Raw genomic sequence first — 26,195 nt, 5'->3', positions numbered from 1 at the left:
GGGCGGAAAAGCCCCTCTTCCAGTGATCCGCAAAATGGGGTTATTCTGCGGATAAGCTTGCTTGCAGGTCGGGAAACATGCCATCCGCTTCGGACACAGACTATCACGGAAAATCGGCTGCGCACCAGTTTTTTGATGCCTCGGACTGGTTTTCCGCCCAGGCCGGGCTGGCGCCGGAACTGGCCCGCGCGGCCTTTGCGCTGGGGCGGCTGGACGGCGCGGTCGCGGCGCTGGAGCCCGAGGCCCAGGCCGGCGCCAACCGGCGGCTGGCGCTGATCGAGGTCGAGGCGATGCTGTGGGCGCAGGGCACGCCTCTGCGGCGCGAGGAGATCGGCCGCGACCTGATGGAAGCGCGGGCCGGCGCCGACCTGGAGGCGATGCGGCTGGCGCGCTGGGGCATCCGGCGGCTGGAGGGGCAGGGCGATCCGCGCGACCTGCGCGGCTTTCTGGGGCTGCACCGGGCCGCGGTCTCGGGGCTGGACGAGCTGCTGGCGACGCGGCCGACCGGGCGGGATTTCGACGCGGCGGTGGACGAGTTCCGGGACCTGGCCGGGCAGGTCGCCGGGCTGGCGCCGCTGGTGCGGGCGGCGGCGCTGCGGGTGTTGTGGCGGCTTTGCGGGCTGTCGGCGCCCGAGGTGCTGGCAGAGCCGGCCACCTGGACGGCGCGCGACATGGCCGAGGGCTGCGAGGCGTTGCGCTTCGTGCCCCTGGGCCGGCACGGCCGCGCGGTCTGGGTCGATGCCGGCCCCCCGGCCGAGCGCATGGCGCGGCATCTTGCCGCGGTCACGGCGGCGATCATGGACGCGCGGCACGAATTGGCGCGGGTCGCCGACTGGCAGGCCCGGGCGCTGGCGGCCATGGCGGGGGTCAAGGGCGACAATCCGGGCCGGGTGATCCGGGCGCTGGCCGCGCATCCGCTGTTGAACGCGGCGATGCTGGAGGACAGCGCCGGCATCAGCCGCGACACCGCCGAGCGGATGCTGGCGCGGATGAAGGCGCTGGGGCTGGCGCGCGAGATCACCGGCGGGCGGCGGTTCCGGCTGTGGATGCTGGCGGGCTGAGCGCGTCGCGGCGAAAGCCGGCGGGCGTGGTGCCGGCCAGTTTCAGGAAGGCGCGGTGGAAGGCGCTGGGTTCGCCATAGCCGAGCCGGGCGGCGATCTCGGCCACGCTGAGCTCGGTGTCGCGCAGAAGCTGGCGGGCGCGCATCAGCCGGATCTCGGCCCGGATGGCGGCGAAGCCCTGGCCCTCGGCCCGCAGGCGGCGGCGCAGGGTGGCGGGGGCCAGGCGCAGCTCGGCGGCGAGGCGGTCGAAATCCGGCCAGTCCTCGGGCGGGGCGGCGCGCAGCCGGGCGCGGATGCGCGCCGACAGCCCCTGGTCGTGGCGATAGCGCAGCAGGATGTTGGCGGGGGCGCCGCGCAGGAAGCCCTGAAGCGCCTTTTCGCTGCGGATGGTCGGCAGGGACAGGTAGCTGGCGGCAAAGCTCAGCCGGCTGGCCGGCTGGTCGAAATGCACCGGGGCGCCGAAGAACTGGTGGTAGTCGCGGCGGTTTTCCGGCGCCGGGCAGGCGAAATCGACCTGCATCAGCGGGATGCGGCGGCCGATCAGCCAGCACATGACGCCCAGCAGGACCAGCCAGTAGGTGCGATAGGCGAAGGCGCGGCGCGGCGGGCCGGCGTCCCGCAGCACGATCTCGGCCTGGCCGTCGCGCAGGCGCAGCGTGCCGGTCGGGTCGTCGAGGGTCACGGAGAGAAACAGCAGCGCCCGGCGCAGGGCGCGTTCCAGCGTGCCGGCATGCAGGACCGCATGGCAGAGCAGCTGGAAGCTGCCGGGGCGCATGGGGCGGGCGGCCTCGTCGAAGAACTCGTCGCGGATCAGGTCGGCGATGGCGAGCCAGAGCTTGCCGTATTGCAGGTTCGAGACCGGCTCGCCCAAGGCCGCGATGCCGGCCTGGGCCAAGAGCGGCGCCGGGTCGATGCCGCGGCGGTGAAGGCAGTCCAGCGCGTCCTCGACGAAGCCGGGAGAGATGGTGCGGCGTTCCATGGCGGCCGTATTGCAAAAACGATCAGATATTCTGGCCGCGAATGGCATTGTTTGCAATGTCGCCGGCGCTAAGCTGCCGCCGAACTCGCGGAGCCCGCAGGATGCGGGAGAGTTGAGGAGGAGAGACATGTCTGCGACCATCCTGTCCCGGACGCGCTATGACGAGGCCGTGGCGCGCTTCCGCATCGAGGACGCCATCGCCGGGCTGCGCGGCGACCTGGAGACCGGGCTGAACGCCTGCGTCGAATGCTGCGACCGCCATTGCGGCGCGGACCGGGTGGCGCTGCGCTGCCTGTCGGCGGACGAGGCGCTGACGGAATACACATTCGAGGATCTGCGCGCGCTGTCGGCGCGGGCGGCGAACCTGATGCGCGACAAGGGCATCCGGCCGGGCGACGTGGTGGCGGGGCTGTTGCCGCGCACGGTCGAGCTGGTCGCCGTGGTGCTGGGCGCCTGGCGGCTGGGCGCGGTCTATCAGCCGCTGTTCACCGCCTTTGGCCCCAAGGCCATCGAGCACCGGCTGAAGACCAGCGGCGCCAAGCTGGTGGTGACGAATGCCGCGCAGCGGCCCAAGCTGGACGAGGTCGAGGACTGCCCGCTGGTCGCCGTGCTGCGCGGCGAGGCGCCGCTGGCGCCGGGCGATGTCGATTTCCGCGCGGCGCTGGCCATGGCCTCGGACCAGTTCGAGCCGGTGATGCGGCGCGGCGAGGATCTGTTCATGATGATGTCCACCTCGGGCACCACCGGCCTGCCCAAGGGGGTGCCGGTGCCGCTGCGGGCGCTGCTGGCCTTCGGCGCCTATATGCGCGACGCGGTGGACCTGCGCGAGACGGACGTGTTCTGGAACATCGCCGATCCGGGCTGGGCCTACGGGCTTTACTATGCGCTGACCGGCCCCTTGCTGCTGGGCCAGCCGACGATCTTCTACGAGGGCGGTTTTACCGCCGAGACCACCTATCGCATCATCGAGCGCATGGGGGTGACGAGCCTTGCCGGCTCGCCCACCGCCTACCGGCTGCTGATCGCGGCGGGGCCGGAGGCGGCCGCGGCGGTCAAGGGGCAGCTGCGGGTGGTCAGTTCCGCCGGCGAGCCGCTGAACCCCGAGATCATCCGCTGGTTCGGCGAGCATCTGGCGGTGCCGATCCATGACCATTACGGCCAGACCGAGATGGGCATGTGCGTGAACAACCATCACGGGCTGGAGCATCCGGTGCGTCCGGGCTCGGCCGGGCTGGCGATGCCGGGCTATCGCGTCGTGGTGCTGGACGATGAGGGCAACGAATTGGGGCCGAACCAGCCGGGCGTGCTGGCCATCGACATGAAGCGCTCGCCGTTGATGTGGTTCTCGGGCTATCTGAACCAGGCGACGCCGGCCCTGGCGGGGGGCTATTACCGCACCGGCGATTCGGTGGAGTTCGAGCCGGACGGGTCGATCAGCTTCATCGGGCGGTCGGACGACGTCATCACCTCCTCGGGCTATCGCATCGGGCCCTTCGACGTGGAAAGCGCGCTGATCGAGCATCCCGCGGTGGTCGAGGCGGCGGTGGTCGGCGTGCCGGACCCCGAGCGGACCGAGATCGTGAAAGCCTTCGTCGTGCTGGCCAAGGGGGCCGAGGGCAGCGAGGCGCTGCGCGAGGAACTGGCGCAGCATGTCAAGAAACGCTTGTCGGCCCATGCCTATCCCCGGATGATCGATTTCGTCGCCGACCTGCCCAAGACGCCGAGCGGCAAGATCCAGCGCTTCATCCTGCGCAAGGCGGAAGTCGAGAAACTGGCCCGGGAGTAAGGACATCATGCAGATCGAGAACAGGGTTTTTGTGATCACAGGCGCCGGCTCGGGCCTGGGCGCGGCGGTGGCGCGCATGGCCGCCGGCGCCGGCGCGCGGGCGGTGTTGCTGGACGTCAACGCCGAGGCTGGCGCGGCCATGGCAGCGGAACTGGGCGAGGCGGTGCGTTTCGTCAGGACCGACGTGACCAGCGGCCCGGAGGGCGAGGCGGCGGTGGCCGCGGCGCTGGAGGCCTTCGGCCGGATCGACGTCGCGGTGAACTGCGCCGGCGTGGCGCCGGGCGAGAAGATCGTCGGGCGCGAGGGTCCGCACGGGCTGGAGAGTTTCGCCCGCGCCATCCAGATCAACCTGATCGGCACCTTCAACATGCTGCGGCTGGCCGCCGATGCCATGGCGAAGAATGCGCCCGGCGAGGGCGGCGAGCGCGGGGTGATCGTCAACACCGCCTCGATCGCGGCCTATGACGGGCAGATCGGGCAGGCGGCCTATGCGGCCTCCAAGGGCGGCGTCGCGGCGCTGACCCTGCCGGCGGCGCGGGAACTGGCGCGGCACGGCGTCCGGGTGATGACCATCGCGCCGGGCATCTTTGCCACGCCGATGATGGCCGGGCTGCCGCAGGAGGTGCAGGACAGCCTGGGCGCCAACGTGCCGTTTCCGCCGCGGCTGGGCAATCCGGCGGAATATGCGGCGCTGGTGCGCCATATCGTCGAAAACCAGATGCTGAACGGCGAGGTCATCCGGCTGGACGGCGCGCTGCGCATGGCACCGAAATAGGGGAGATCCATCATGAGCACCGATCCGATTGTCATCGTGGGCGCGGCCCGCACGCCGATGGGCGGCTTCCAGGGCGATTTCGCCGGGGTCGAGGCCGCGGCGCTGGGCGCGACCGCGATCAAGGCGGCGCTGGGGGGCCTGGACCCGCAGGCGGTGGACGAGATCATCATGGGCTGCGTGCTGCCCGCCGGCCAGGGCCAGGCCCCGGCGCGGCAGGCGGCGCTGGGCGCGGGCCTGCCTCTGGGCGCGGGGGCCACGACCGTCAACAAGATGTGCGGATCGGGCATGAAGGCAGCGATGCTGGGCCATGACCTGATCCTGGCCGGTTCCGCCGATGTGGTGGTGGCGGGCGGCATGGAGAGCATGTCGAACGCGCCCTATCTGCTGCCCAAAGCGCGCGGCGGCTATCGCATGGGCCATGGGCAGGTGATGGACCACATGTTCCTGGATGGGCTGGAGGATGCCTATGACAAGGGCCGGCTGATGGGGACATTCGCCGAGGATTGCGCGGAAGCCTATCAGTTCACCCGCGAGGCGCAGGACGAATTCGCGATTTCCTCGCTGACCCGCGCGCAGAAGGCGATTGCCGCCGGGCATTTCGCGGGCGAGATCGCGCCGGTGACGGTCAGGGGCCGCGGTGGCGAGGTGGTGGTGGATACCGACGAGCAGCCGGGCAAGGCGCGGCTGGACAAGATCCCGACGCTGAAGCCCGCCTTCCGGCCGGGGGGCACGGTGACGGCGGCGAATTCCTCCTCGATCTCGGACGGGGCGGCGGCGCTGGTCTTGATGCGGGCATCCGAGGCCGAGCGGCGCGGGCTGACTCCGCGGGCGCGGATCCTTGGGCACGCGACCTTCGCCGACAAGCCCAGCCTGTTTCCGACCGCGCCCATCGGCTCGGTCCGGCGCTTGCTGGAGCGGACGGTGACGGCGCTTTCGGATTACGACCTCTTCGAGGTGAACGAGGCTTTCGCCGTGGTCGCCATGGCGGCGATGCGCGACCTTGGCCTGTCGCATGAGGTGGTCAACGTGCATGGCGGCGCCTGCGCGCTGGGCCATCCCATCGGCGCATCCGGCGCGCGGGTGCTGGTGACGCTGCTGGCGGCGCTGGAGACGCATGGCGGCCAGCGCGGCATCGCGTCGCTCTGCATCGGCGGTGGCGAGGCGACGGCGGTGGCCATCGAGAGGATGCAATGATGCTGACCGAGGAACAGGAACAGATCCGCGACGCCGCCCGCGACTTTGCGCGCGAACGGCTGGCGCCGGGGGCGGCGCAGCGCGACCGCGAGCACGCCTTTCCGCGCGCCGAACTGACCGAGATGGGGGAGCTGGGCTTCCTGGGCATGCTGGTGCCCGAGGAGCATGGCGGCTCGGAAACCGGCGCGGTCGCCTATGCGCTGGCGCTGGAGGAGATCGCGGCGGCGGACGGGGCGTGCTCGACCATCATGTCGGTGCACAGCTCGGTCGGCTGCGTGCCGATCCTGCGCTTTGGCACCGACGAGCAGAAGGCGCGCTTCCTGCCCAGGATGGCCAGCGGCGAATGGATCGGGGGTTTCGCGCTGACCGAGCCGCATGCCGGCTCGGACGCCGCGAACCTGCGCACCAAGGCGCGGCGCGAGGGCGACCATTACGTCATCGACGGGGCCAAGCAGTTCATCACCTCGGGCAAGAACGGCAAGGTGGTGATCGTCTTTGCGGTGACGGATGCGGCGGCGGGCAAGAAGGGGATTTCCGCCTTCATCGTGCCGACGGATACGCCGGGCTACGAGGTCGTCTCGGTCGAGCACAAGCTGGGGCAGCATTCGTCGGACACCTGTGCGCTGGCCTTCACCGGGATGCGCGTTCCGGTCGAGAACCGGCTGGGCGAGGAGGGCGAGGGCTACAAGATCGCGCTGTCGAACCTGGAGGGCGGGCGCATCGGCATCGCCGCCCAGGCGGTCGGCATGGCGCGCGGCGCCTATGAGGCGGCGCTGGCCTATGCGCGCGAGCGGATCACCTTCGGCCGGCCGATCATTGAGCATCAGGCGGTGGCCTTCAAGCTCGCCGACATGGCGACGCAGATCGACGCGGCGTGGCTGATGGTGCTGCGCGCGGCGCAGCTGCGCGAGGCCGGCAAGCCCTGCCTGACCGAGGCCAGCATGGCCAAGCTTTTCGCCTCGGAAATGGCGGAAAAAGTCTGTTCGGCGGCGATCCAGCTGCATGGCGGCTATGGCTACCTGGCCGATTACCCGGTCGAGCGCATCTATCGCGACGTGCGCGTCTGTCAGATCTATGAGGGCACGAGCGAGGTGCAGCGCCTCGTCATCGCCCGCAACCTGTGAGGGGGGAGCATGGCTGAACTGATCGAGATCACGCGGGAGGGCCGCGTGGCGCTGATCCGGCTGAACCGGCCCGAGGCGCTGAACGCGCTGAACTCGGCCCTGGCCGAGGAGTTGACGGCGGCGGCCGAGGCGCTGGATGCCGACAAGGGCGTGGGGGCCATCGTCGTCACCGGCTCGGACCGCGCCTTTGCGGCGGGGGCGGATATTTCGGAAATGGCCGAGAAGAGCGCCGAGGAGATGGTCGAGGCGGATTTCTTTGCCATCTGGGACCGCTTCGCGGCGACGCGCACGCCGAAGATCGCGGCGGTGAACGGCTATGCGCTGGGCGGCGGCTGCGAGCTGGTGATGATGTGCGATTTCGCCATTGCCGGCGAGGGCGCGAAATTCGGCCAGCCCGAGGTCAAGCTGGGCGTGATCGCCGGCATGGGCGGCACGCAGCGCATGACGAAACTGATCGGCCGGGCGCTGTCGATGGACCTGCACCTGACCGGGCGGATGATGGACGCGGCCGAGGCGCTGCGCGCCGGGCTGGTGGCGCGGGTGGTGCCCGACGATCAGGTCGTGGCCGAGGCGATGGCGGCGGCCAAGCAGATCGCCGGCTATTCGCGGCCGGCGACGCGGCTGGCGCGCGAGGCGGTGATGCGGGCCGAGGAGCTGTCGCTGGCCGAGGGCGTCGCCTGGGAGCGGCGGCTGTTCCACCGGCTGTTCGGCTCCGAGGGCCAGCGCGAGGGCATGCGGGCCTTTCTGGAAAAGCGCACGCCGGAGTTCCATCGCGACTGACCGGAGCCGGGGGCGGCGGCCCGCCGGCCGGGCGGCGCTTTGCGTTGCGCGGCGGGCGGGCGGCGTGTAGAACCTGCCCGATTGAGCGTTGCGAAGGGAGCCCGTGCATGCGCAGAGTTGTCGTCACCGGACTGGGGATGGTCACGCCGCTGGCCTCGGGGGTCGAGGAGACCTGGTCGAAGCTTCTGGCCGGGGAATCCGGCGCCGGACCGATCACCCGGTTCGACACCAAGGACGTGGCGACGAAATATGCCTGCGAGATCCCCTTGGGCGACGGCAAGGACGGGACGTTCAACCCCGACGACTGGATGGAGCCCAAGGACCGGCGCAAGGTCGATGACTTCATCCTTTACGGCATGGCCGCCGCCGAGCAGGCGGTGAGGGATTCCGGCTGGGAGCCGGCGAACGAGGACGAGCGCGAGCGCACCGGGGTCATGATCGGTTCGGGCATCGGCGGGCTGCGCTCGATCGCCGAGACGGCGGTGCTGATCAAGGAGCGCGGGCCGAAGCGGGTCAGCCCGTTCTTCATTCCGGGGGCGCTGATCAATCTGGTCTCGGGCCAGGTCTCGATCCGCTTCGGCTTCAAGGGGCCGAACCACGCGGTGGTCACCGCCTGCTCGACCGGGGCGCATGCCATCGGCGACGCGGCGCGGCTGATCGCGCTGGGCGACGCGGATGTGATGGTCGCGGGCGGCACCGAAAGCCCGATCTGCGAGATCGGCATCGCCGGCTTCAACGCCTGCAAGGCGCTGTCAACCAAGCGCGAGGACGATCCCAAGGCCGCCAGCCGTCCCTGGGACGAGGATCGCGACGGCTTCGTCATGGGCGAGGGCGCCGGCGTCGTGGTGCTGGAGGAATACGAGCACGCCAAGGCGCGCGGCGCGAAGATCTATGCCGAGATCCTGGGTTACGGCATGTCGGGCGACGCCTATCACATCACCGCGCCCAGCGAGGATGGCGACGGCGGTTTCCGCAGCATGACCAATGCGCTCAAGCGTGCGAACCTGGCGCCGGGCGAGCTGGATTATATCAACGCGCATGGCACCTCGACCATGGCCGACGTGATCGAGCTGGGCGCGGTCGAGCGGCTGATGGGCGATGCGGCGGGCAATGTGGTGATGTCCTCGACCAAGTCGAGCATCGGGCACCTGCTGGGCGCGGCGGGCGCGGTCGAGGCGATCTTCTGCATCCTCGCCATCCGCGACCAGATCTGCCCGCCGACCATCAACCTGGACCACCAGGCGCGCGAGACCCCCATCGACCTGGCCGCCAATGCCGCGGTGCGGCGCAAGGTGGATCACGTGCTGTCGAACAGCTTCGGTTTCGGCGGCACCAATGCCAGCCTGGTGATGGGACGGGTCAAGGAATGATCTGGCGCCACATCGCGTCGAATTTCCTGACGCTGCTGATCGTGATCCTGATCGCGGTCGCGGCGGCGGTGGCCTGGGGCAAGCACGAATACACCCGGCCCGGCCCCAGCGCCGTGGCCGCCTGCGTGCGCGTCGCCCCGGGCGCCAGCCTGAACGCGGTCAGCCAGCAGCTGGCCGAGCAGGGCGTGGTGTCCAATGCCTATATCTTCCGGGCGGGCGCCGATTATGCCGGGAAATCGCGCGATCTGAAATATGGCTCCTACCTGATGCCGCCGCAATCCAGCATGGAGGAGATCGTCCGGGTCATCACCGCCGGCGGTCCCAGCACCTGCGGCACCGAAGTCCTGTTCCGCATCGGCGTGCGCGAGAACACGGTGATCCTGCGCGACATGGATGCCGAGACCGGGGTGTTTGCCGAGCAGGCGAAATACAACCCCGCCAGCGAGCCGGCGCCCGAGGTCATCGCCGCCGCCGAAGCGAAGCCGGATGCGCGGCTGCGCATCTCGGTCGCCGAGGGGGTGACGAGCTGGCAGGTGGCCGAGGGGCTGAAACAGGCCGGCTTCCTGGGCGGCGAGGTCGCGAAAGTGCCGGAGGAGGGGAGTCTCGCGCCCGACACCTATGATGTCGAGAAGGGTGCCGACCGCGCCGCGCTGCTGGCCGAGATGGAGCGGCGGCAGGCGGCGATCCTGGCCGCGGCCTGGGAGGCGCGCGAGCCCGACCTGCCCTATGCGACGCCGGAGGAGGCGCTGATCATGGCCTCGATCGTCGAGAAGGAGACCGGCATTCCCGACGAGCGCCGCATGGTGGCCAGCGTCTTCGTCAACCGGATGCGGCTGGGCATGCGGCTGGAGACCGACCCGACGGTGATCTATGGCATCACCGAGGGCAAGGGAGTGCTGGATCGCGGCATCCGCGCTTCGGAGTTGCGGCGGCGCACGCCCTACAACACCTATCAGATCGACGGGCTGCCGCCGACGCCGATCGCCAATCCCGGCCGGGCCGCCATCGCCGCGGCGCTGGACCCGGAGGAGACCGATTACGTGTTCTTCGTCGCCGACGGCTCGGGCGGCCACGCCTTCGCCCGCACGCTGGAGGAGCACAACCGCAACGTCGCCCGCTGGCGCGAGATCGAGCGCCAGCGCGGCCAGCCGCTGTCGCCGGTGCAGGGCGATTGAATCGGCCGCCGGCCCCGGTCTGGCGGGCCGGCGGGGTGGTCGATTTTTTGGGTATTTGGGCAACGGAGAAAGGCGCATGCTTGCGCCCCGGACCTGCTGGTGGCGGGTGTTGCCTTGGGCGTGCGCTGCGGTGTTGCGTGGGCCAAGGAGTTGTTATTGCAGATGGAATTGGCGCGGCGCTGGTCAACCTGGGGTTTTGCGTTGACTCTGCGAACGCCCTGAAGTAGAAATTACCCATGCTGGGAGAAATGGGCAAGCGGCCGGGTCGGGCGACCCGAGGCCGCTTTTTTCATGTCTCGCTCGTGCGGACAGGCACACGAGGGCAGGGCGATCAAGAATGACCAAGAGTTTCGATCCGGGGCCGCTGGCGCCGGAAGGGCCTTTCATGTCCGGCGCCGCGGCGGCGCCGGACATCGACGTGCTGGAGATCGCGGACGGGCTGTTCCGCTCTTATGCGGCGGAGCTGAACCGGCTGCGGGAGAAGATCGAGGCGGGCGAGACGGGTGAATTGAAGGAATCCGCCCGGCTGGTGCGCGACCTGCGGGCCGCGACCCAGATGGTGCTGGAGGAAAGGAGCAAGGTTGACAAGCTTCGCAAGGATGCTGCCGGACAGGTCGGTGCAGGCGCACTCGACCTTGTCGCGGCGCGAGACGAGATCGGGCGCCGCCTGGCTTGCCTGCGCCGCGCAGGAGGAGGTTGACGATTTCCTGGGCGGGCTCAGCGACAACGCGCTGGCGGCGCTGCCCTGGCTGTTCGAGTTCTGGGCGCTGCCGCATCAGCTGCCGCCCGAGGGCGACTGGAAGACCTGGATCATCATGGGCGGGCGCGGCGCGGGCAAGACCCGCGCCGGCGCCGAATGGGTCCGCGCCCAGGTCGAGGGCGCGACGCCCGAGGCGCCGGGCCGGGCGCATCGGGTGGCGCTGGTCAGCGAGACGCTGGACCAGGCGCGCGACGTGATGGTGTTCGGGGAATCGGGCATCCTGGCCTCGTCGCCGCCCGACCGGCGCCCGGTCTGGGAGGCGGGGCGGCGGCGGCTGGTCTGGCCGAACGGGGCCACGGCGCAGCTGTTCTCGGCCCATGAGCCCGAGGCGCTGCGCGGGCCGCAATTCGACGCCGCCTGGGTCGATGAGCTGGCCAAGTGGAAGAAGGCCGAGGAATGCTGGGACATGCTGCAATTCGCGCTGCGGCTGGGCGCGCATCCGCAGCAGGTGGTCACCACCACGCCGAAGAACGTGGCGGTGCTGAAGCGGCTGTTGCGCCAGTCCTCGACCGTGACCACCCATGCGCCGACCGATGCCAACCGCGCCTATCTGGCCGAGAGCTTCCTGGCCGAGGTGCAGGCGCGCTATGGCGGCACGCGGCTGGGCCGGCAGGAGCTGGAGGGGCTGCTTCTGGAGGATGTCGAGGGGGCGCTGTGGAATGCGGCGGCTCTGGAGCGGTGCCGCGTCGAGGCGGTGCCCCGGCTGTCGCGCATCGTCGTCGCCGTCGATCCGGCGGTGACGGCGGGCGCGGCTGCGGACGAATGCGGCATCGTGGTGGCGGGCGTGGTCAGCGAGGGGCCGGTGACGGATTGGCGGGCCTATGTTCTGGAGGATGCCTCGGTCCGGGGCGGGCCGCTGGATTGGGCGCGGGCCGCCATTGCGGCGATGCAGCGCCATGGCGCCGAGCGGCTGGTGGCCGAGGTCAACCAGGGCGGCGACCTGGTCGAGAGCGTGATCCGGCAGGTCGACCCGCTGGTGCCGTTCCGCGCCCTGCGGGCCGGGCGCGGCAAGGGGCTGCGGGCCGAGCCGGTGGCGGCGCTTTACGAGCAGGGGCGGGTGCATCACCTGCGCGGGCTGGGGCCGCTGGAGGAGCAGATGTGCCGCATGACGGTGGCGGGCTATGACGGGCGCGGCTCGCCCGACCGGCTGGATGCGCTGGTCTGGGCGATCCACGAGCTGATGATCGCGCCGGGGGCGCATCATCTGCGTCCGGCGGTGCGGGGGCTTTAGGGGGGCTCCGCCCCCCGCGCCTGCCGCCCCCCTCGACGGGGGGCGGCAGGCGCTCCCCCCGGGATATTTGGACACGGAAGAATGGGCCTTGGGCTTAGCGAAGGGTCGCCGTCGGCGGCCCTTTTTTCTTGGGATTTCAGGAGGAAACCATGGCATTTTCCTGGTTCGGGCGGAAGCGGGTGCCGGCGGGCGCGTCCGCCGCCCCGGGCGAGACGAAGGCCAGCGCCGCCGGCAAGCTGGTGGCGCTGGCGGCGGGATCGGGGCGCGTGGTCTGGTCGCCGCGCGATTTGGTCAGCCTGACGCGCTCGGGTTTCGTCGGCAATCCGGTGGGGTTTCGCGCCGTACGGCTGATTGCCGAGGCGGCGGCGGCCGTGCCGCTGATCTGCCGGGACCGCGAGCGGCGCTATGAGGTGCATCCGGTGCTGGACCTCTTGCGCCGGCCCAATCCGGGCCAGGGCCGGGCCGAGCTGTTCGAGGCGCTGTTCGGGCAGATCCTGCTGAGCGGCGACGCCTATCTGGAGGCGGTGGGCGAGGGTGCCAGGGGTCTGCCGGCCGAGCTGCACGTCCTGCGCTCGGACCGGATGGCGGTGGTGCCGGGGCCGGACGGCTGGCCGGTCGCCTATGAATATGGCGTGGGCGGGCGCAAGATGCGCTTCGACATGGCCGGCAGTCCCGATCCGATCTGCCATATCCGCAGCTTTCATCCGCTGGACGACCATTACGGGCTGTCGCCGATGCAGGCGGCGGCGGTGGCGGTGGATGTGCACAACAGCGCCTCGGGCTGGTCCAAGGCGCTGCTGGACAACGCGGCGCGGCCCTCGGGCGCCATCGTCTACAAGGGGGCGGACGGGCAGGGCAGCCTGTCGCCGGACCAGTATGACCGGCTGGTGACCGAGATGGAGATGCATCATCAGGGCGCGCGCAATGCCGGGCGGCCGATGCTGCTGGAGGGCGGGCTCGACTGGAAGCCGATGGGGTTCTCGCCCTCCGACATGGAGTTTCACCAGACCAAGCTGGCGGCGGCGCGCGAGATCGCCCAGGCCTTCGGCGTGCCGCCGATGCTGATCGGGATTCCCGGCGAGGCGACCTATGCCAATTACGCCGAGGCGCACCGGGCCTTCTACCGGCTGACGGTGCTGCCGCTGGTCTCGCGCGTGGCCAGTGCCGTGGCCTGGTGGCTGAGCGAGCATCTGGGGGCCGAGATCGACCTGCGCGCCGACCCCGACCAGGTGCCGGCGCTGGCCGAGGAGCGCGACCAGCAATGGAAGCGCGTGGGCGAGGCGGTTTTCCTGACCGAGGCCGAGAAGCGCGCGGTGCTGGGGCTGCCGCCGCTGGCGGAGGGATGAGATGGAGGGCTCGCGTTTCGTCAAGGAGCCCTTCGACTGGCACGACCAGCGCCTTGAGACGCAGGAGCGCATCATGGCGCTGCAATTCGGCCAGGTCGAGCGCCGGCTGGAGCGGATCGAGGCGCTGATCGAGGGGCTGGAGCGGCGGCTGTGGATGACCGTCTATGGCGTCGTGGCGGTGATCCTGACCCAGGCGGTGCAGTCGATCCTGGAATATGCCCCGAAAGGAGGGTGAGGTGAGTTCGAAAGATTACGGGCTGGAGCTGAAATATGCCGCCGGCGGGTCGCTGCTGGCCGAGGGCACGCGCATCGAGGGCTATGCCAGCCTGTTCGGCCTGGCCGACCAGGGCGGCGACGTCGTGGTCCGGGGCGCCTATGCCGCGAGCCTGAAGCGGCTGGCGGCGCGGGGCGATCGGGCGCGGATGCTGTGGCAGCACGATCCCGCCCGGCCCATCGGCGTCTGGGAGGAGATCCGCGAGGACGAGAAGGGGCTGTGGGTCAAGGGGCGGCTGTTGCCCGAGATCGCCCAGGCCCGCGAAGCGGCGGCGCTGGTCGCGGCGGGCGCCATCGACGGGCTGTCGATCGGCTATCGCACCATTGCCGCCGAGCGCGACGGCAAGGGCCGGCGCCTGCTGTCCGAGGTCGAACTGTGGGAGGTGTCCTTGGTCACCTTCCCGATGCTGGCCGAGGCCAAGGTCGGCACGAAATCCGATGCCGGCCACGAGATGGCGGCGGCCTTCCGGGCCGCGACGCTGGCGCTGCGCGCCAAGTGAGTTTCACCGAAACGGAGGGGATCATGACCGAGGTGAAAGCCGCGGCCGGGGCGGATGTGCCCGGCGACCTGGGGGCCGAGATGCTGGGCTTTGTCCAGGAATTGAAGGCATTCCGCAGCGAGATTCAGAACCGATTGGAAGCACAGGAAGAACGCATGACCATGCTGGACCGCAAGACGATTTCCCGCGCCCGCGCCCCTCTGTCGGTCGAGGCCGACCAGGGCGCGCCGCATCAGAAGGCCTTCGACGCCTATATCCGCCATGGCGACGACGGCGCGCTGCGCGGCCTGCCGCTGGAGGGCAAGGCGATGACCACCGGCTCGGACGGCGGCTTCCTGGTGGCGCCGACGGTGGCCATGCAGGTGCAGGAGGCGCTGAACGTCACCGCCTCGCTGCGCCGCGTCGCCAATGTCGTGACGGTGGAATCCGCGAGCTACGAGGTGCTGGTCGATATGGGCGACATCGCCCATGGCTGGGCCAGCGAGGCCACCGCCCAGGCCGAGACCGGCACCCCCACCGTGCAGCGGGTGGTGATCCCGGTGCATGAGCTTTCCGCCATGCCCAAGGCCAGCCAGCGCCTGCTGGACGATGCGGCCTTCGACGTCGAGACCTGGCTGGCCGGGCGCATCGCCGAGAAATTCGCCCGCGCCGAGGCCACGGCCTTTGTCAACGGCGACGGCGTGAACAAGCCCAAGGGCTTCCTGACCCATGCCAAGGCGCCGAACGGCACCGCGACCAATGTGCAGATCGGCACCATCCCCTCGGGCGGGAACGGCGATTTCGCCGCCACCAACCCCGCGAATGCGCTGATCGACCTGGTCTATGCGCTGGGCGCGCAATACCGCGCCAATGCGAGCTTCGTGATGAATTCCAAGACCGCCGCGGCGGTGCGCAAGATGCGCGACGCGGATGGCCGCTTTCTCTGGGCAGACAGCCTGGCCATGGGGCAGCCGGCGCAGCTTCTGGGCTATCCGGTGCTGGTCTGCGAGGACATGCCCGACATCGCGCAGGGCTCGCATTCCATCGCCTTCGGCGATTTCCGCTCGGCCTATACCATCGTCGAGCGGCCGGACCTGCGGGTGCTGCGCGATCCCTTCTCGGCCAAGCCGCATGTGCTGTTCTATGCCACCAAGCGCGTCGGCGGCGGCGTCACCGATGCCCGCGCCGTCAAGCTGATGGTCTTCGGCTGATCCAAGGCCGAAGCGGGGGCCGCGCGGGCCATGTCCGCCTGACCGGCAAGCCACTGTCCGCGCGCGCGAGGGCGGACATGCGCGGCCCCCTTTTCGTCCAGAGGATGCGGCAGCCCTGCGAGTGGGAGAGACGAAGATGATGCTTGTGGAAGTGACGGCGCCCGCGACCGAGGCGCTGCCCGTCGCGGGGTTGCGCGACCATCTGCGGCTGGGAACGGGGTTCGGCCTGGCGGAGGACGCGGCCGAGACCGCGGCGCTGGCGGGGTTCCTGCGCGCGGCCATCGCCACCATCGAGGCGCGCACCGGCAAGGTTCTGCTGGCCCGGCAGTTCCGGCTGCGGCTGGAGGACTGGCGCGACCCATCGGGCCAGCCGCTGCCGCTGGCGCCGGTCGAGGCGGTGGAGCGGGTCGAGATCATCGATGCGGCGGGCGCGGTGGTGCTGGTCGATCCGGCACGCTACCGGCTGGTGCCGGACATGCAGCGGCCGATGCTGAAACCGATGGGGGCGCTGCTGCCGGCGGTGCCCTCGGGCGGGTTCGTCGGCATCACCTTTCAGGCCGGGTTCGGCACGGCATGGTCGCGGGTGCCGGCCGATCTGGCGCAGGCGGTGCTGCTGCTGGCCGCGCGCTATCACGAGGATCGCAGCTTCGAGGGCACCCGGGGCGCGATGCCTTTCGGCGTCAGCGCGCTGATCGAACGCTGGCGCTCGGTGCGGGTGCTGGGAGGGCGCGGTGCTTCGCGCGGCCGGGCATGAGCGTGCCGCGGCTGACGGTGCCGCTGGTCGTGGAATCTCCGGTCCGCGAGCCCGACGGGATGGGGGGCTTTCAGCTGTCCTGGCAGGAGGTCGGGCGGATCTGGGCCGAGATGCGGTCGGGCGCGGGCGGCGAGCGCATCGCCGAGGTGGGGGCGCAGAGCGTCGTGACCTGGCGGATCACCGTCAGGGCGGCGCCTGTCGGCGACCCGTGCCGCCCGCGCCCCGAGCAGCGTCTGCGGCTGGGCGAGGGCGCGCATGCCCGGCGCTTTCGCATCGAGGCGGTGGCCGAGAGCGATCCCGGCGGGCGCTGGCTGGTCTGCGTGGCAAGGGAGGAGGTGCCGGCATGAGCTATCGGGGAACGGCCGCGCTTCAGGCGGCGGTCTATCGGGTGCTGCGCGAGGATGCGGCGCTGGAGGGGCTGGTGGGCGACGCGATCTATGACGCGATGCCGGTGGCGGCGCCGGCGGGCCCCTATGTCGCGCTGGGTCCCGAGGAGGTGCGCGACGCCGGCGACATGACGGCGGCGGGGGCGGTGCATGACTTCGTCGTCTCGGTGTTGTCGGGGGCCGAGGCGGCGAACGGCTTCGGCGCCGTCAAGGCGGTGGCGGTCGCGGTCAGCGAGGCGCTGGAGACGGCCGACATGGCGCTGGATCGCGGGCATCTGGTGGGGCTGTGGTTCCTGCGCGCCCGGGCGCGGCGCGCGGAAAACGGCGCGGGGCGGCGGGTCGACCTGACCTTTCGCGCGCGCATCGACCTGGGTTGAGGAGAGACGAAGATGGCAGTGCAGAACGGACGCGACCTGCTGATCAAGATGGACATGACCGGCGACGGCCATTTCGAGACCGTGGCGGGGCTGCGGGCCACCCGGCTGGGCTTCAATGCCGAGACGGTGGACGTGACGAGCCTGGAGAGCGAGGGGCGCTGGCGCGAGCTGCTGGCGGGCGCCGGGGTGCGCTCGGCCAGCATCTCGGGGTCCGGGGTGTTTCGGGACGGGACGACGGACGAACGCGCGCGGCAGGTGTTCTTCGACGGCGAGGTGCCGCGCTTCCAGGTGGTGATCCCGGATTTCGGCACCGTCGAAGGGCCGTTCCAGATCACGTCGCTGGAATATGCGGGCAGTTACAATGGCGAGGCGACCTATGAGATTTCCATGGCGAGTGCGGGCGCGATCAGCTTCGTCGCGTTCTGAGATGACCAATCCGTTGGCGGGCGAGGTCGAGATTTTTCTCGATGGCCGGGCGCATGTGGCCAGGCTGACGCTGGGCGCCCTGGCCGGGCTTGAGTCGGAACTGGGCGCCGAGAGCATGGTCGCGCTGGTCGAACGCTTCGAGGGCGGGCGGTTTTCCAGCCGCGACGTGATGGCGGTGCTGGTCGCGGGCTTGCGGGCGGGCGGCTGGCCGGGCGGCATGGAGGAGCTGGCCGCGGCCGAGCTGCGCGGCGGGCCGGTGGCGGCGGCGCATGCGGCGGCGGCGCTGCTGGCGCGGGCTTTCCGCATCGAGGGCACATGAGCGGCGGGCTGGACTGGCCGGGGCTGATGCGTGCCGGCCTGGGGCCGGTGCGGCTGGGCGGGCTGGGGCTGACGCCCGCGCAGTTCTGGGCGCTGACCCCGGCTGAGCTGGCGCTGATGCTGGGCGTCGAGGCGCGGGGCGCGGCGATGACCCGCGAGCGACTGGCGGAGCTGGCCGCGCGCTATCCCGACCGGCCCGCCGGTTAGCATGAGGGAAAGGAGGCGCCGTCATGGCGAACAAGGACGGATTCGACCGGCTGGAGGAGGACGGCCCGGCCGCGCTGGGCAAGGGGCTGGAGCAGAGCGCCCGGCTGGCGGCGGAGTTCGACGCCGAGCTGGCGCGGCTGCGGGCGTCGATGATCTATACCAATCGCGAGGTCGGCACGCTGACATCGGGGATCGGCAGCGGGCTGCGGCGGGCGTTCTCGGGGCTGGTCTTCGACGGCATGAAGCTGTCGGACGCGCTGAAGGGCATCGCCCGCAGCATGGCAGACAGCGCCTTCGCCGTGGCGATGAAGCCGGTCGAGCAGGCGCTGGCCGGGGCCATCGCGCAGGGGGTGAACGGCATGGTCTCGGCGGCGCTGCCCTTTGCGGATGGCGCGGCTTTCGCGCAGGGGCGGGTGATGCCCTTTGCCAAGGGCGGCGTGGTCAGCCAGCCGACCTATTTCCCGATGCGCGGCGCGACGGGACTGATGGGCGAGGCCGGGGCCGAGGCGATCATGCCGCTGCGCCGCGGTGCCGACGGCCGGCTGGGCGTGGCGGCCTCGGGCGGGGCTGCGCGGCCGGTGAACGTGACCTTCAACGTCTCGACCCCCGACGTGAGGGGGTTCCAGCGCAGCCAGAGCCAGATCGCCGCGCAGATGGGGCGGCTGCTGGCGCGCGGGGAAAGGAACGGGTGATCCATGGCATTTCACGAGATCAGGTTTCCGGCGAACCTGTCCTTCGGCTCGGTCGGCGGGCCGGAGCGGCGGACCGAGATCGTCGCGCTGACCAACGGGCATGAGGAACGGCGCACGCCTTGGGCGCATTCGCGGCGGCGCTATGATGCCGGGCTGGGGCTGCGCTCGCTGGACGACGTGGCGGCGCTGATCGCCTTTTTCGAGGCGCGGGCCGGGCAGATGCACGGGTTTCGCTGGAAGGACTGGGCGGATTGCAAGTCCTGCGCCCCGAGCGCAGCGGTGAGTTTCCAGGACCAGGAGATCGGCATGGGCAACGGGGTGCGGCGGGAATTTGCGCTGCGCAAGGCCTATGCCTCGGGGCCGGCGCGTTATTGGCGGCCGGTGACGAAGCCGGTCGAGGGTACGGTGCTGGCCGGGGCCGGCAATGTCGAGTTGCGCGCGGGCGTGGATTTCGTGGTCGATACGGTCACGGGCATGGTCAGCTTTGCCGCGCCGCCCGAGGCGGGGGCCGTGGTCACGGCGGGGTTCGAATTCGACGTGCCGGTGCGCTTCGACACGGATCGCATCGCCGTTTCGGTCGCCTCGTTCCAGGCCGGGGACCTGCCGCAGGTGCCGGTGGTGGAGGTGCGGCTATGACCGAGACGATTGCGAGGGCCTGGGCGGTCCGGCGGCGCGACGGGCTGGTGCTGGGTTTTACCGATCACGACCGGGCGCTGTCCTTCGAGGGCATCGCCTTTCGCCCCGACAGCGGGCTGAGCGCGCGGGCGGTGGTGCAGGGCCTGGGCCTGTCGGTGGACAACAGCGAGGCGGTGGGCGCGCTGTCGGATGCGGCGATCACCGAGCGCGACCTGATGGCCGGGCGCTGGGACGCGGCCGATGTGCGGCTGTGGGAGGTGGACTGGGCTGATACCGCGAACCGGCGGCTGGTGTTTCGCGGTCATCTGGGCGAGGTGGTGCGCAGCGGCGCGGCCTTCCGAGCCGAGCTGCGCGGGCTGTCCGAGCCCCTGAACAAGGCGCAGGGGCGGGTCTATCACCCGCGCTGCTCGGCGGCGCTGGGCGATGGACAGTGCCGGTTCGACCTGGCGCGCGCCGGCTATTCGGCCGAGGGGGTGGTTGTCTTTGACGAGGGGGATCGGCTGGAGCTGTCGGGCCTGGCCGGGCATGACGCGGGCTGGTTCGAGCATGGCCAGCTGGTGGTGCTGTCGGGCGCGGCCGAGGGGCTGTCGGGGCTGGTCAAGGCGGATGCCGCGCTGCCCGGCGGCCGGCGCGAGGTCGAGCTTTGGACGGCGCTGGGTATTCGCCCGGCCCCGGGCGACCGGGTGCGGCTGCTGGCCGGCTGCGACAAGCGGGCCGAGACCTGCCGGATGAAGTTCCTGAACCACCTGAACTTTCGCGGCTTTCCGCATTTGCCGCCCGAGGACTGGCTGATCGCGCCCAAGGTGAACCGATGAGCGCGGCCGTCGTTCGGGCGGCGCGGGCCTGGATCGGCACGCCCTATGTGCATCAGGGCTCGGTCCGGGGGGCGGGGACGGATTGCCTGGGGCTGGTGCGCGGCATCTGGCGCGAGCTCTTCGGCGCCGAGCCCGAGGCCATGCCGGCCTATACCCCGGATTGGGGCGAGGTCGGCGGGGCCGAGTTGCTGCTGGGCGGGGCGGGGCGGCTGCTGCTGCCCGCGCCGGACGAGCGGCCGGGCGATGTGCTGGTCTTTCGCATGCGGGCCGGGGCAATCGCCAAGCATATGGGAATAGTGGCGGAAACCGGCGAGCGGGCCAGCTTCGTGCATGCCTATGACCGGCATGGCGTGGTGGAAAGCCCGCTTTCGGCGCCATGGCGGGCGCGGATCGCGGGGCGGTTCCGGTTTCCGCCGGTTTGAGGGAAAGGGAAGGGCGCAATGGCGACGATACTGCTGTCGGCGGTCGGGGCATCGCTGGGTGCGGGCTTTGGCGGCACGGTTCTGGGGCTTTCGGGTGCCGTCATCGGCCGGGCCGTGGGCGCGACGTTGGGGCGGGTCATCGACCAGCGCCTGCTGGGCGGCGGCTCGAAGGCGGTCGAGACCGGGCGCGTGGACCGGATGCGCATCCAGACTGCGGGCGAGGGCACGGCGATCCCGCGGCTCTGGGGGCAGATGCGGGTGCCGGGCCATGCGATCTGGGCCGGGCCGCTGGACGAGACGCGGCGCAGCCATGGCGGCGGCAAGGGGTCGGGGCCGCGCGTGACCGAGATCGGCTATCGGTTGAGCTTTGCGCTGGCGCTGTGCGAAGGGCCGATCCTGGGCGTGGGCCGGATCTGGGCGGATGGAGAGGAGATCGCGCCCGACGACCTGAACATGCGCGTCTATCCGGGCGACGAGGCGCAGCTGCCCGACCCGGCCATCGCCGCGCAGGAGGGCGACGCGGCCCCGGCCTATCGCGGCATCGCCTATGTCGTCTTCGAGGACCTGGCGCTGGAGAGATGGGGCAACCGGGTGCCGCAGCTGTCCTTCGAGGTGACACGGGCGGCCAGGAACGGCCGGGGCCTGTCGCGCGAGGTGCAGGCGGTGGCGATGATCCCCGGCACCGGGGAATATTCGCTGGCGACCACGGCGGTCAGCTATGACCTGGGCCTGGGCGAGATGCAGGTGGCCAACCGCAACACGGCGCTGGCGCCGACCGATTTCCAGGCCTCGATGCGGATCCTGGGGCGGGAATTGCCGCATGTCGGCTCGGTCTCGCTGGTGGTGTCCTGGTTCGGCGACGACCTGCGGGTCGGCGAATGCACGGTGCGGCCCAAGGTCGAGGACCTGTCGCGCGACGGGCAGGGGATGGCTTGGCGCGCGGGCGGCATCGGGCGCGACGGCGCGGCCGAAGTGGCGCGGGTGGACGGGCGGCCGATCTATGGCGGCACGCCGGCGGACGGCTCGGTGATCGAGGCGCTGCGGGCGATCGCCGAGAGCGGGCGCAAGGCGGTGTTCTATCCCTTCATCCTGATGGAGCAGCTCGCGGGCAACGGTAGGCCAGATCCCTGGAGCGGCGCGGCGCATCAGCCGGTCATGCCCTGGCGCGGGCGCATCACCACCAGCATCGCCCCGGGGCGCGAGGGCAGTCCTGCGGGCACCGCTGCGGCCGAGGCGGAGGTGGCGCGGTTCTTCGGCGCGGCCGAGGCGGGAGATTTCTCGCGCGATGGACTGACGATCCGCTATGACGGGCCGGACGAGTGGTCCTATCGCCGCTTCATCCTGCATTATGCGCATCTTTGCGCGGCGGCGGGCGGGATCGACGCCTTCCTGATCGGCTCGGAGATGGTCGGGCTGACGACGATCATGGCGGCCGGCCATTCGTTCCCGGCGGTCGCGCAGTTGCGGCGGCTGGCGGCGGATGTGCGCGGCATTCTGGGTGAGGGGGTCAGGATCGGCTATGCTGCCGACTGGTCGGAGTATTTCGGTTATCACCCCGGCAATGGCGACGTGCATTTCCATCTCGACCCGCTTTGGGCGGACGAGAACATCGACTTCATCGGCATCGACAACTACATGCCGCTGTCCGACTGGCGCGAGGGCGACGAGCATCTGGACGCGCCTTGGGGGCGGATCGACGATCCGGCCTATCTGCTGGCCAATGTCGCGGGCGGCGAGGGCTACCACTGGTATTACGCCAGCGAGGCCGACCGGCAGGGGCAGCGCCGCACGGAAATCCGCGACGGCGCGCATCACGAGCATTGGATCTGGCGCTACAAGGATATCCGGGGCTGGTGGCAGAACCGGCATCACGACCGCATCGGCGGGGTGCGGCAGGGGCAGCCGACAGCTTGGGTGCCGCGTTCGAAACCTGTCTGGTTCACCGAGATGGGCTGTGCGGCGCTGGACAAGGGCACCAACCAGCCGAACAAGTTCCTGGACGCGATGAGCTCGGAATCCATGCTGCCCTGGTTCTCGGACGGGCGGCGGGACGACGTGATCCAGGCTGCCTATGTACGGGCGATGACCGAGTTCTGGTCGGACCCGGCGAACAACCCGGCCCGTGCCGCGTTCGGCAGGACCGGGGCGGGGCGGATGATCGATATGGGCCGCGCGCATGTCTGGTGCTGGGATGCGCGGCCCTATCCGGCATTCCCGGCGCGCACCGACCTGTGGTCGGACGGCCCGGCATGGGAGCGCGGACATTGGCTGAACGGCCGGGCGGGCGCCGTGCCGCTGGCCGATGTGGTGGCCGAGATCTGCCGCGAGGCGGGGGTGCGCGCCTTTGATGCCGAGGGGCTGCGCGGTCTGGTGCGCGGCTATGTGCTGTCGGGGGCCGAGAGCGGTCGCGCGGCCTTGCAACCGCTGATGCTGGCGCATGGTTTCGATGCGGTCGAGCGCGACGGCGTCTTGCGCTTCGTCATGCGCGGCGCGCGGGTCGATGCGGAGCTGGGCCCCGACGACATGGCGCTGGCCGATGAGGTCGAGGCGGTCGAGGTTTCGCGCGCAGCCGATGCCGAGATGGTCGGGCGCATCCGGCTGACCCATGTCGAGGCGGGTGGCGACTATGCCGCGCGCACGGCCGAGACGATGATGCCGGGGGCGGAGTTCCTGGCGGTCTCGGACAGCGAGCTGGCGATGGCGCTGACCCGCGGCGAGGGGCGGGCGCTGGCGGAACGCTGGCTGTCGGAAGCGGCGGTGGCGCGGGATGCGGTGCGCTTTGCCCTGCCGCCCTCGCTGGGGCACCTGGGACCGGGGGATGTGGTGCGGCTGGCCGAGCCGGGTGTCGAAGCGAAACGCTGGCGCATCGACCGCATCGAGCGGGCCGGCGCGATCACGGTGGATGCGGTGCGGGTCGAGCCGGGGGTCTATCGCCCGGCCCGCGTGGTCGAGGGCGAGGCGGCGCTGCGGCCATTCGTGCCGCCGATCCCGGTCTGGCCGGTCTTCCTGGACCTGCCGCTCTTGCGCGGCGACGAAGTGGCGCATGCGCCGCATCTGGCAGTAACGGCGACGCCCTGGCCGGGGGCGGCGGCGGTCTGGGCCTCGACCGCGCGGGCGGGCGGCTATGGGTTGAACATGACGCTGGCCGAGCCGGCAATCATGGGCCGGACCGAAGGCCCGCTTTCGGCGGCGCGGCCCGGGGTCTGGGATCGCGGCCCGCCGCTGCGGGTCCGGGTCAAGGGCGGTAACCTGGAATCCGCGACGCCCGAGGCGCTGATGGCGGGCGCGAACCTGCTGGCGATCGGCGACGGTTCGGCCGAGGGCTGGGAATTGCTGCAATTCGCCGAGGCGCGGCTGATCTCGACCGGGCTGTGGGAGATCTCGACCCGGCTGCGCGGGCAGGCGGGGACGGATGCCTTCATGCCGGCGGTCTGGCCCGTGGGCAGCGTGGTGGTGCTGCTGGACGGGGCGGCGCGGCAGGTGGACCTGGCGCCTTCGGCCCGCAACCAGCTGCGGCATTGGCGCATCGGCCCGGCGACGCGCAGCCCGGACGATCCGAGCTATCGCCATGTCGCCGTCGCATTCCGCGGCGCCGGGCTGCGGCCGCTGTCGCCCTGTCATTTGGAGGTCCAGGGCCGGATCGCGACCTGGATCCGGCGTACGCGGGTGCAGGGCGACGGCTGGGACGGGCCGGATGTGCCGCTGGGCGAGGCGCAGGAGCGTTATTCGGCCCGGCTGGTCCGAGACGGGCAGGTGCTGGCGCAGGCCGTGGTCGCGGAACCGCGCTGGGTGGTGCCGGACACCACCTGGTCTCAAGCCACGGCCGGTGGCGGCTTTGCCGTCGAGGTCGCCCAGCTTTCCGACACGTTCGGCGCAGGTCCCTATGCAAGGAGAATGATCCATGTCTGAGAACACGACCGCCAATTGCGACCTGCCGCTGCTGATGCCGGCGCAGGCGCAGAAGCATGTCACGGTGAACGAGGCGCTGCTCCGACTGGATGGGCAGGTCGATTTGGTGCTGCAAAGCCTGACTCGCATCACTCCGCCCGCGAGCGTGGTGGATGGCATGTGCTGGGGTGTGCCGCAGGGCGCGGTCAATGCCTGGGAGGGGCAGGGCGGCAAGGTCGCCATCGGCGCGAACGGTGGCTGGATCTTTGTCCAGCCGGGCTTTGGCCGGCGCGCGGTCATCGCCGATCAAGGGGTGACGGCCATCCATGACGGTTCGGGCTGGGTGGCGGGCGCCGTCACACTGGGCCAGCACGGCTCGGGCCTGCTGGCGCGGCAGCTCTCCGAGGATGTCACGCTGGGCGCGGGAGACTGGTTCGAGACCGCGATGGCCATTCCGCCCGGCGCTTTGGTCATCGGGGCTGCGGCGCGGGTACAAGAGGCGATCACCGGCAGCGCGACGTCGTGGTCTCTGGGCACAGCGGGCGATGCCGGCAGCCTTTCGCGCTTTGGGCAGGGGCTGGGCAAGGCGCAGGGTTCCTGGGCGCGGGGCGTGTTGTCGCCGCCCATGGTATTCTGGGAGCCTGTGCCCTTGCGGCTGACTGCGGCGGGCGGGCAATTCGCCGGCGGCAAGGTGCGCGTCGTGTTGCATTGGTGGGAATTGCGGCTGCCGGATTGAGCGGACTTTTCGCGCCCGCCGGTTTCCGCTAGACTTGAAAGATGAAACTGACGGGCGCGCCTGAATGAACTTGCAGAAAGACATGATCGAGCCGCTTTCCGACGCTCGGGACGCCCCGCGCGATTCGGTCTGGGGCCGCATCCAGCGCGAGGCGCGGGTCGCCGTGCGCGACGAGCCCTTGCTGGGCGCGCTGATCCATGCCGGGCTGCTGCATCATGCCACCTTCGAGGCGGCGCTGGCCTATCGCTTTTCGCTGAAGCTCGCCTCGCGCGAGATGAGCGAGCAGATCCTGCGCGAGATCGCCGACGATGCTTTGGCCCGCGCGCCGGAACTGTCGGCGGCGGCGCAGGCCGACCTGCTGGCGGTCTATGACCGCGACCCGGCGACGCATCGGCTGATGCAGCCGATCCTGTTCTTCAAGGGCTATCAGGCGCTGCAAGCCTATCGCATCGGGCATTGGCTGTGGCGGCAGGGCCGCCGCGACATGGCCTATTTCGTGCAGATGCGCTGCTCGGAAGTGTTCGGCGTCGATATTCACCCGGCGGCGAAGATCGGCACGGGCGTGATGATCGACCATGCCCATTCCATCGTCATCGGCGAGACAGCGGTGGTGGGCAACGACGTGTCGATGCTGCATTCGGTAACGCTGGGCGGCACCGGCAAGGAGGATGGCGACCGCCATCCCAAGATCGGCAATGGCGTGATGATCGGCGCCGGCGCCAAGGTGCTGGGCAATATCCGCGTGGGGCATCATTCGCGCATCGCCGCCGGCTCGGTCGTCTTGGCCGAGGTGCCGCCCTGCAAGACCGTGGCCGGGGTGCCGGCGCGGATCGTGGGCGATGCCGGCTGCGCGGACCCGTCGAACACCATGAACCAGCTTCTGGGTCACGAAGACCTGTTCTAGAGCCAGTCCGCGTTGCCGCTGCCGGTGAGTTCGGCCAGCGTGACATTCTCGCGCGCGAGCCGTTCGTCGAGGTCGTGGGCGATCCGCGCG

The 26,195-nt window shown here is 70.7% G+C and carries 28 protein-coding genes; 27 read left to right on the top strand and 1 reads right to left on the bottom strand.

The genetic code is table 11. From position 1 onward, the window contains the following. The first annotated feature begins 77 nt into the window (after positions 1-77). Positions 78-1,061 carry a helix-turn-helix domain-containing protein gene (locus tag AQY21_RS09675; RefSeq protein ID WP_058097471.1) on the top strand — a complete coding sequence of 328 codons (984 nt, stop codon included), beginning with the start codon at positions 78-80 and terminating at the stop codon, positions 1,059-1,061. Here AQY21_RS09675 and AQY21_RS09670 read toward each other — a convergent pair. Beyond that, positions 1,018-2,040, bottom strand: a complete 1,023-nt coding sequence (locus AQY21_RS09670) for an AraC family transcriptional regulator (RefSeq protein ID WP_058097470.1) — start codon at positions 2,038-2,040, stop codon at positions 1,018-1,020. The genes AQY21_RS09675 and AQY21_RS09670 overlap by 44 nt on opposite strands. Positions 2,041-2,167: 127 nt before the next feature. Between AQY21_RS09670 and AQY21_RS09665 the strand changes: the two genes are divergently transcribed. The 26 genes from AQY21_RS09665 (at position 2,168) to cysE (ending at position 26,105) form a co-directional block, all read left to right on the top strand. Further along, positions 2,168-3,826: an acyl-CoA synthetase gene (locus AQY21_RS09665; RefSeq protein ID WP_058097469.1), complete on the top strand. Its 1,659-nt coding sequence runs from the start codon at positions 2,168-2,170 to the stop codon at positions 3,824-3,826. A 7-nt stretch (positions 3,827-3,833) separates the two neighbouring features. After that, positions 3,834-4,601, top strand: a complete 768-nt coding sequence (locus AQY21_RS09660) for an SDR family NAD(P)-dependent oxidoreductase (protein ID WP_058097468.1) — start codon at positions 3,834-3,836, stop codon at positions 4,599-4,601. Between the two features lie 12 nt (positions 4,602-4,613). Continuing rightward, positions 4,614-5,795 carry an acetyl-CoA C-acyltransferase gene (locus AQY21_RS09655; RefSeq protein ID WP_058097467.1) on the top strand — a complete coding sequence of 394 codons (1,182 nt, stop codon included), beginning with the start codon at positions 4,614-4,616 and terminating at the stop codon, positions 5,793-5,795. Continuing rightward, positions 5,792-6,919: an acyl-CoA dehydrogenase family protein gene (locus tag AQY21_RS09650; protein WP_058097466.1), complete on the top strand. Its 1,128-nt coding sequence runs from the start codon at positions 5,792-5,794 to the stop codon at positions 6,917-6,919. The genes AQY21_RS09655 and AQY21_RS09650 overlap by 4 nt, the downstream gene beginning before the upstream one ends. Positions 6,920-6,928: 9 nt before the next feature. Further along, on the top strand, positions 6,929-7,699 hold the full coding sequence (locus AQY21_RS09645; protein WP_058097465.1) for an enoyl-CoA hydratase-related protein: 771 nt from the start codon (positions 6,929-6,931) through the stop codon (positions 7,697-7,699). Positions 7,700-7,806: 107 nt separating this feature from the next. Beyond that, positions 7,807-9,069 carry a beta-ketoacyl-ACP synthase II gene (gene fabF / locus AQY21_RS09640; RefSeq protein WP_058097464.1) on the top strand — a complete coding sequence of 421 codons (1,263 nt, stop codon included), beginning with the start codon at positions 7,807-7,809 and terminating at the stop codon, positions 9,067-9,069. Next, positions 9,066-10,244: an endolytic transglycosylase MltG gene (gene mltG / locus AQY21_RS09635; RefSeq protein ID WP_058097463.1), complete on the top strand. Its 1,179-nt coding sequence runs from the start codon at positions 9,066-9,068 to the stop codon at positions 10,242-10,244. The genes fabF and mltG overlap by 4 nt, the downstream gene beginning before the upstream one ends. A gap of 337 nt (positions 10,245-10,581) precedes the next feature. Next, entirely contained in the window at positions 10,582-10,944 is a 363-nt protein-coding gene (locus tag AQY21_RS09630; RefSeq protein WP_058097462.1) for a hypothetical protein, read from the top strand. After that, complete coding sequence (locus tag AQY21_RS09625) at positions 10,844-12,235, top strand: DNA-packaging protein (protein WP_203416476.1); 1,392 nt, start codon at positions 10,844-10,846, stop codon at positions 12,233-12,235. Before AQY21_RS09630 ends, AQY21_RS09625 begins: the two co-directional genes overlap by 101 nt. Before the next feature lie 149 nt (positions 12,236-12,384). Beyond that, the gene (locus AQY21_RS09620; protein WP_058097461.1) at positions 12,385-13,581 is read left to right on the top strand and encodes a phage portal protein; all 1,197 of its coding nucleotides are present in this window, start codon (positions 12,385-12,387) and stop codon (positions 13,579-13,581) included. 1 nt (position 13,582) lies between these two features. Further along, on the top strand, positions 13,583-13,816 hold the full coding sequence (locus AQY21_RS09615) for a hypothetical protein (protein WP_058097460.1): 234 nt from the start codon (positions 13,583-13,585) through the stop codon (positions 13,814-13,816). Then, positions 13,797-14,354 carry an HK97 family phage prohead protease gene (locus AQY21_RS09610; RefSeq protein ID WP_058097459.1) on the top strand — a complete coding sequence of 186 codons (558 nt, stop codon included), beginning with the start codon at positions 13,797-13,799 and terminating at the stop codon, positions 14,352-14,354. The genes AQY21_RS09615 and AQY21_RS09610 overlap by 20 nt, the downstream gene beginning before the upstream one ends. A gap of 23 nt (positions 14,355-14,377) precedes the next feature. Continuing rightward, entirely contained in the window at positions 14,378-15,544 is a 1,167-nt protein-coding gene (locus AQY21_RS09605) for a phage major capsid protein (protein ID WP_058097458.1), read from the top strand. Between the two features lie 136 nt (positions 15,545-15,680). After that, positions 15,681-16,298, top strand: coding sequence for a hypothetical protein (locus tag AQY21_RS09600; RefSeq protein ID WP_058097457.1), 618 nt, complete (start codon positions 15,681-15,683; stop codon positions 16,296-16,298). Next, positions 16,295-16,645, top strand: a complete 351-nt coding sequence (locus AQY21_RS09595) for a head-tail adaptor protein (protein ID WP_058097456.1) — start codon at positions 16,295-16,297, stop codon at positions 16,643-16,645. Before AQY21_RS09600 ends, AQY21_RS09595 begins: the two co-directional genes overlap by 4 nt. Further along, positions 16,642-17,061 carry a DUF3168 domain-containing protein gene (locus AQY21_RS09590; protein ID WP_058097455.1) on the top strand — a complete coding sequence of 140 codons (420 nt, stop codon included), beginning with the start codon at positions 16,642-16,644 and terminating at the stop codon, positions 17,059-17,061. The genes AQY21_RS09595 and AQY21_RS09590 overlap by 4 nt, the downstream gene beginning before the upstream one ends. A 12-nt stretch (positions 17,062-17,073) precedes the next feature. Further along, entirely contained in the window at positions 17,074-17,487 is a 414-nt protein-coding gene (locus AQY21_RS09585; RefSeq protein ID WP_058097454.1) for a phage major tail protein, TP901-1 family, read from the top strand. Position 17,488: 1 nt separating this feature from the next. Next, complete coding sequence (locus AQY21_RS09580) at positions 17,489-17,806, top strand: gene transfer agent family protein (protein ID WP_058097453.1); 318 nt, start codon at positions 17,489-17,491, stop codon at positions 17,804-17,806. Next, positions 17,803-18,012, top strand: a complete 210-nt coding sequence (locus tag AQY21_RS09575) for a phage tail assembly chaperone (protein WP_058097452.1) — start codon at positions 17,803-17,805, stop codon at positions 18,010-18,012. Before AQY21_RS09580 ends, AQY21_RS09575 begins: the two co-directional genes overlap by 4 nt. Before the next feature lie 23 nt (positions 18,013-18,035). After that, positions 18,036-18,704, top strand: coding sequence for a phage tail tape measure protein (locus AQY21_RS09570; protein ID WP_058097451.1), 669 nt, complete (start codon positions 18,036-18,038; stop codon positions 18,702-18,704). A gap of 3 nt (positions 18,705-18,707) precedes the next feature. Further along, on the top strand, positions 18,708-19,340 hold the full coding sequence (locus AQY21_RS09565; RefSeq protein ID WP_058097450.1) for a DUF2460 domain-containing protein: 633 nt from the start codon (positions 18,708-18,710) through the stop codon (positions 19,338-19,340). Then, on the top strand, positions 19,337-20,155 hold the full coding sequence (locus AQY21_RS09560; RefSeq protein ID WP_058097449.1) for a DUF2163 domain-containing protein: 819 nt from the start codon (positions 19,337-19,339) through the stop codon (positions 20,153-20,155). The genes AQY21_RS09565 and AQY21_RS09560 overlap by 4 nt, the downstream gene beginning before the upstream one ends. After that, positions 20,152-20,577, top strand: a complete 426-nt coding sequence (locus AQY21_RS09555) for an NlpC/P60 family protein (protein ID WP_058097448.1) — start codon at positions 20,152-20,154, stop codon at positions 20,575-20,577. The genes AQY21_RS09560 and AQY21_RS09555 overlap by 4 nt, the downstream gene beginning before the upstream one ends. An 18-nt stretch (positions 20,578-20,595) precedes the next feature. Beyond that, on the top strand, positions 20,596-24,486 hold the full coding sequence (locus AQY21_RS09550) for a glycoside hydrolase/phage tail family protein (RefSeq protein WP_058097447.1): 3,891 nt from the start codon (positions 20,596-20,598) through the stop codon (positions 24,484-24,486). Further along, positions 24,479-25,201, top strand: a complete 723-nt coding sequence (locus AQY21_RS09545; RefSeq protein WP_058097446.1) for a DUF2793 domain-containing protein — start codon at positions 24,479-24,481, stop codon at positions 25,199-25,201. The genes AQY21_RS09550 and AQY21_RS09545 overlap by 8 nt, the downstream gene beginning before the upstream one ends. A gap of 64 nt (positions 25,202-25,265) precedes the next feature. Next, positions 25,266-26,105, top strand: coding sequence for a serine O-acetyltransferase (gene cysE, locus AQY21_RS09540; RefSeq protein WP_058097445.1), 840 nt, complete (start codon positions 25,266-25,268; stop codon positions 26,103-26,105). The last annotated feature ends 90 nt before the right edge of the window (positions 26,106-26,195 follow it).

This window comes from Paracoccus sp. MKU1, from assembly GCF_001447385.1.
GTDB lineage: Bacteria > Pseudomonadota > Alphaproteobacteria > Rhodobacterales > Rhodobacteraceae > Paracoccus.
This window is presented reverse-complemented; position numbering and strand designations above follow the sequence as displayed.

Bases quoted from the DNA above. Each gene is read 5' to 3' on its own strand.
- AQY21_RS09675 (WP_058097471.1), top strand. From the start codon at position 78: ATGCCATCCGCTTCGGACACAGACTATCACGGAAAATCGGCTGCGCAC.
- AQY21_RS09670 (WP_058097470.1), bottom strand. From the start codon at position 2,040: ATGGAACGCCGCACCATCTCTCCCGGCTTCGTCGAGGACGCGCTGGAC.
- AQY21_RS09665 (WP_058097469.1), top strand. From the start codon at position 2,168: ATGTCTGCGACCATCCTGTCCCGGACGCGCTATGACGAGGCCGTGGCG.
- AQY21_RS09660 (WP_058097468.1), top strand. From the start codon at position 3,834: ATGCAGATCGAGAACAGGGTTTTTGTGATCACAGGCGCCGGCTCGGGC.
- AQY21_RS09655 (WP_058097467.1), top strand. From the start codon at position 4,614: ATGAGCACCGATCCGATTGTCATCGTGGGCGCGGCCCGCACGCCGATG.
- AQY21_RS09650 (WP_058097466.1), top strand. From the start codon at position 5,792: ATGATGCTGACCGAGGAACAGGAACAGATCCGCGACGCCGCCCGCGAC.
- AQY21_RS09645 (WP_058097465.1), top strand. From the start codon at position 6,929: ATGGCTGAACTGATCGAGATCACGCGGGAGGGCCGCGTGGCGCTGATC.
- fabF (WP_058097464.1), top strand. From the start codon at position 7,807: ATGCGCAGAGTTGTCGTCACCGGACTGGGGATGGTCACGCCGCTGGCC.
- mltG (WP_058097463.1), top strand. From the start codon at position 9,066: ATGATCTGGCGCCACATCGCGTCGAATTTCCTGACGCTGCTGATCGTG.
- AQY21_RS09630 (WP_058097462.1), top strand. From the start codon at position 10,582: ATGACCAAGAGTTTCGATCCGGGGCCGCTGGCGCCGGAAGGGCCTTTC.
- AQY21_RS09625 (WP_203416476.1), top strand. From the start codon at position 10,844: ATGCTGCCGGACAGGTCGGTGCAGGCGCACTCGACCTTGTCGCGGCGC.
- AQY21_RS09620 (WP_058097461.1), top strand. From the start codon at position 12,385: ATGGCATTTTCCTGGTTCGGGCGGAAGCGGGTGCCGGCGGGCGCGTCC.
- AQY21_RS09615 (WP_058097460.1), top strand. From the start codon at position 13,583: ATGGAGGGCTCGCGTTTCGTCAAGGAGCCCTTCGACTGGCACGACCAG.
- AQY21_RS09610 (WP_058097459.1), top strand. From the start codon at position 13,797: ATGCCCCGAAAGGAGGGTGAGGTGAGTTCGAAAGATTACGGGCTGGAG.
- AQY21_RS09605 (WP_058097458.1), top strand. From the start codon at position 14,378: ATGACCGAGGTGAAAGCCGCGGCCGGGGCGGATGTGCCCGGCGACCTG.
- AQY21_RS09600 (WP_058097457.1), top strand. From the start codon at position 15,681: ATGATGCTTGTGGAAGTGACGGCGCCCGCGACCGAGGCGCTGCCCGTC.
- AQY21_RS09595 (WP_058097456.1), top strand. From the start codon at position 16,295: ATGAGCGTGCCGCGGCTGACGGTGCCGCTGGTCGTGGAATCTCCGGTC.
- AQY21_RS09590 (WP_058097455.1), top strand. From the start codon at position 16,642: ATGAGCTATCGGGGAACGGCCGCGCTTCAGGCGGCGGTCTATCGGGTG.
- AQY21_RS09585 (WP_058097454.1), top strand. From the start codon at position 17,074: ATGGCAGTGCAGAACGGACGCGACCTGCTGATCAAGATGGACATGACC.
- AQY21_RS09580 (WP_058097453.1), top strand. From the start codon at position 17,489: ATGACCAATCCGTTGGCGGGCGAGGTCGAGATTTTTCTCGATGGCCGG.
- AQY21_RS09575 (WP_058097452.1), top strand. From the start codon at position 17,803: ATGAGCGGCGGGCTGGACTGGCCGGGGCTGATGCGTGCCGGCCTGGGG.
- AQY21_RS09570 (WP_058097451.1), top strand. From the start codon at position 18,036: ATGGCGAACAAGGACGGATTCGACCGGCTGGAGGAGGACGGCCCGGCC.
- AQY21_RS09565 (WP_058097450.1), top strand. From the start codon at position 18,708: ATGGCATTTCACGAGATCAGGTTTCCGGCGAACCTGTCCTTCGGCTCG.
- AQY21_RS09560 (WP_058097449.1), top strand. From the start codon at position 19,337: ATGACCGAGACGATTGCGAGGGCCTGGGCGGTCCGGCGGCGCGACGGG.
- AQY21_RS09555 (WP_058097448.1), top strand. From the start codon at position 20,152: ATGAGCGCGGCCGTCGTTCGGGCGGCGCGGGCCTGGATCGGCACGCCC.
- AQY21_RS09550 (WP_058097447.1), top strand. From the start codon at position 20,596: ATGGCGACGATACTGCTGTCGGCGGTCGGGGCATCGCTGGGTGCGGGC.
- AQY21_RS09545 (WP_058097446.1), top strand. From the start codon at position 24,479: ATGTCTGAGAACACGACCGCCAATTGCGACCTGCCGCTGCTGATGCCG.
- cysE (WP_058097445.1), top strand. From the start codon at position 25,266: ATGAACTTGCAGAAAGACATGATCGAGCCGCTTTCCGACGCTCGGGAC.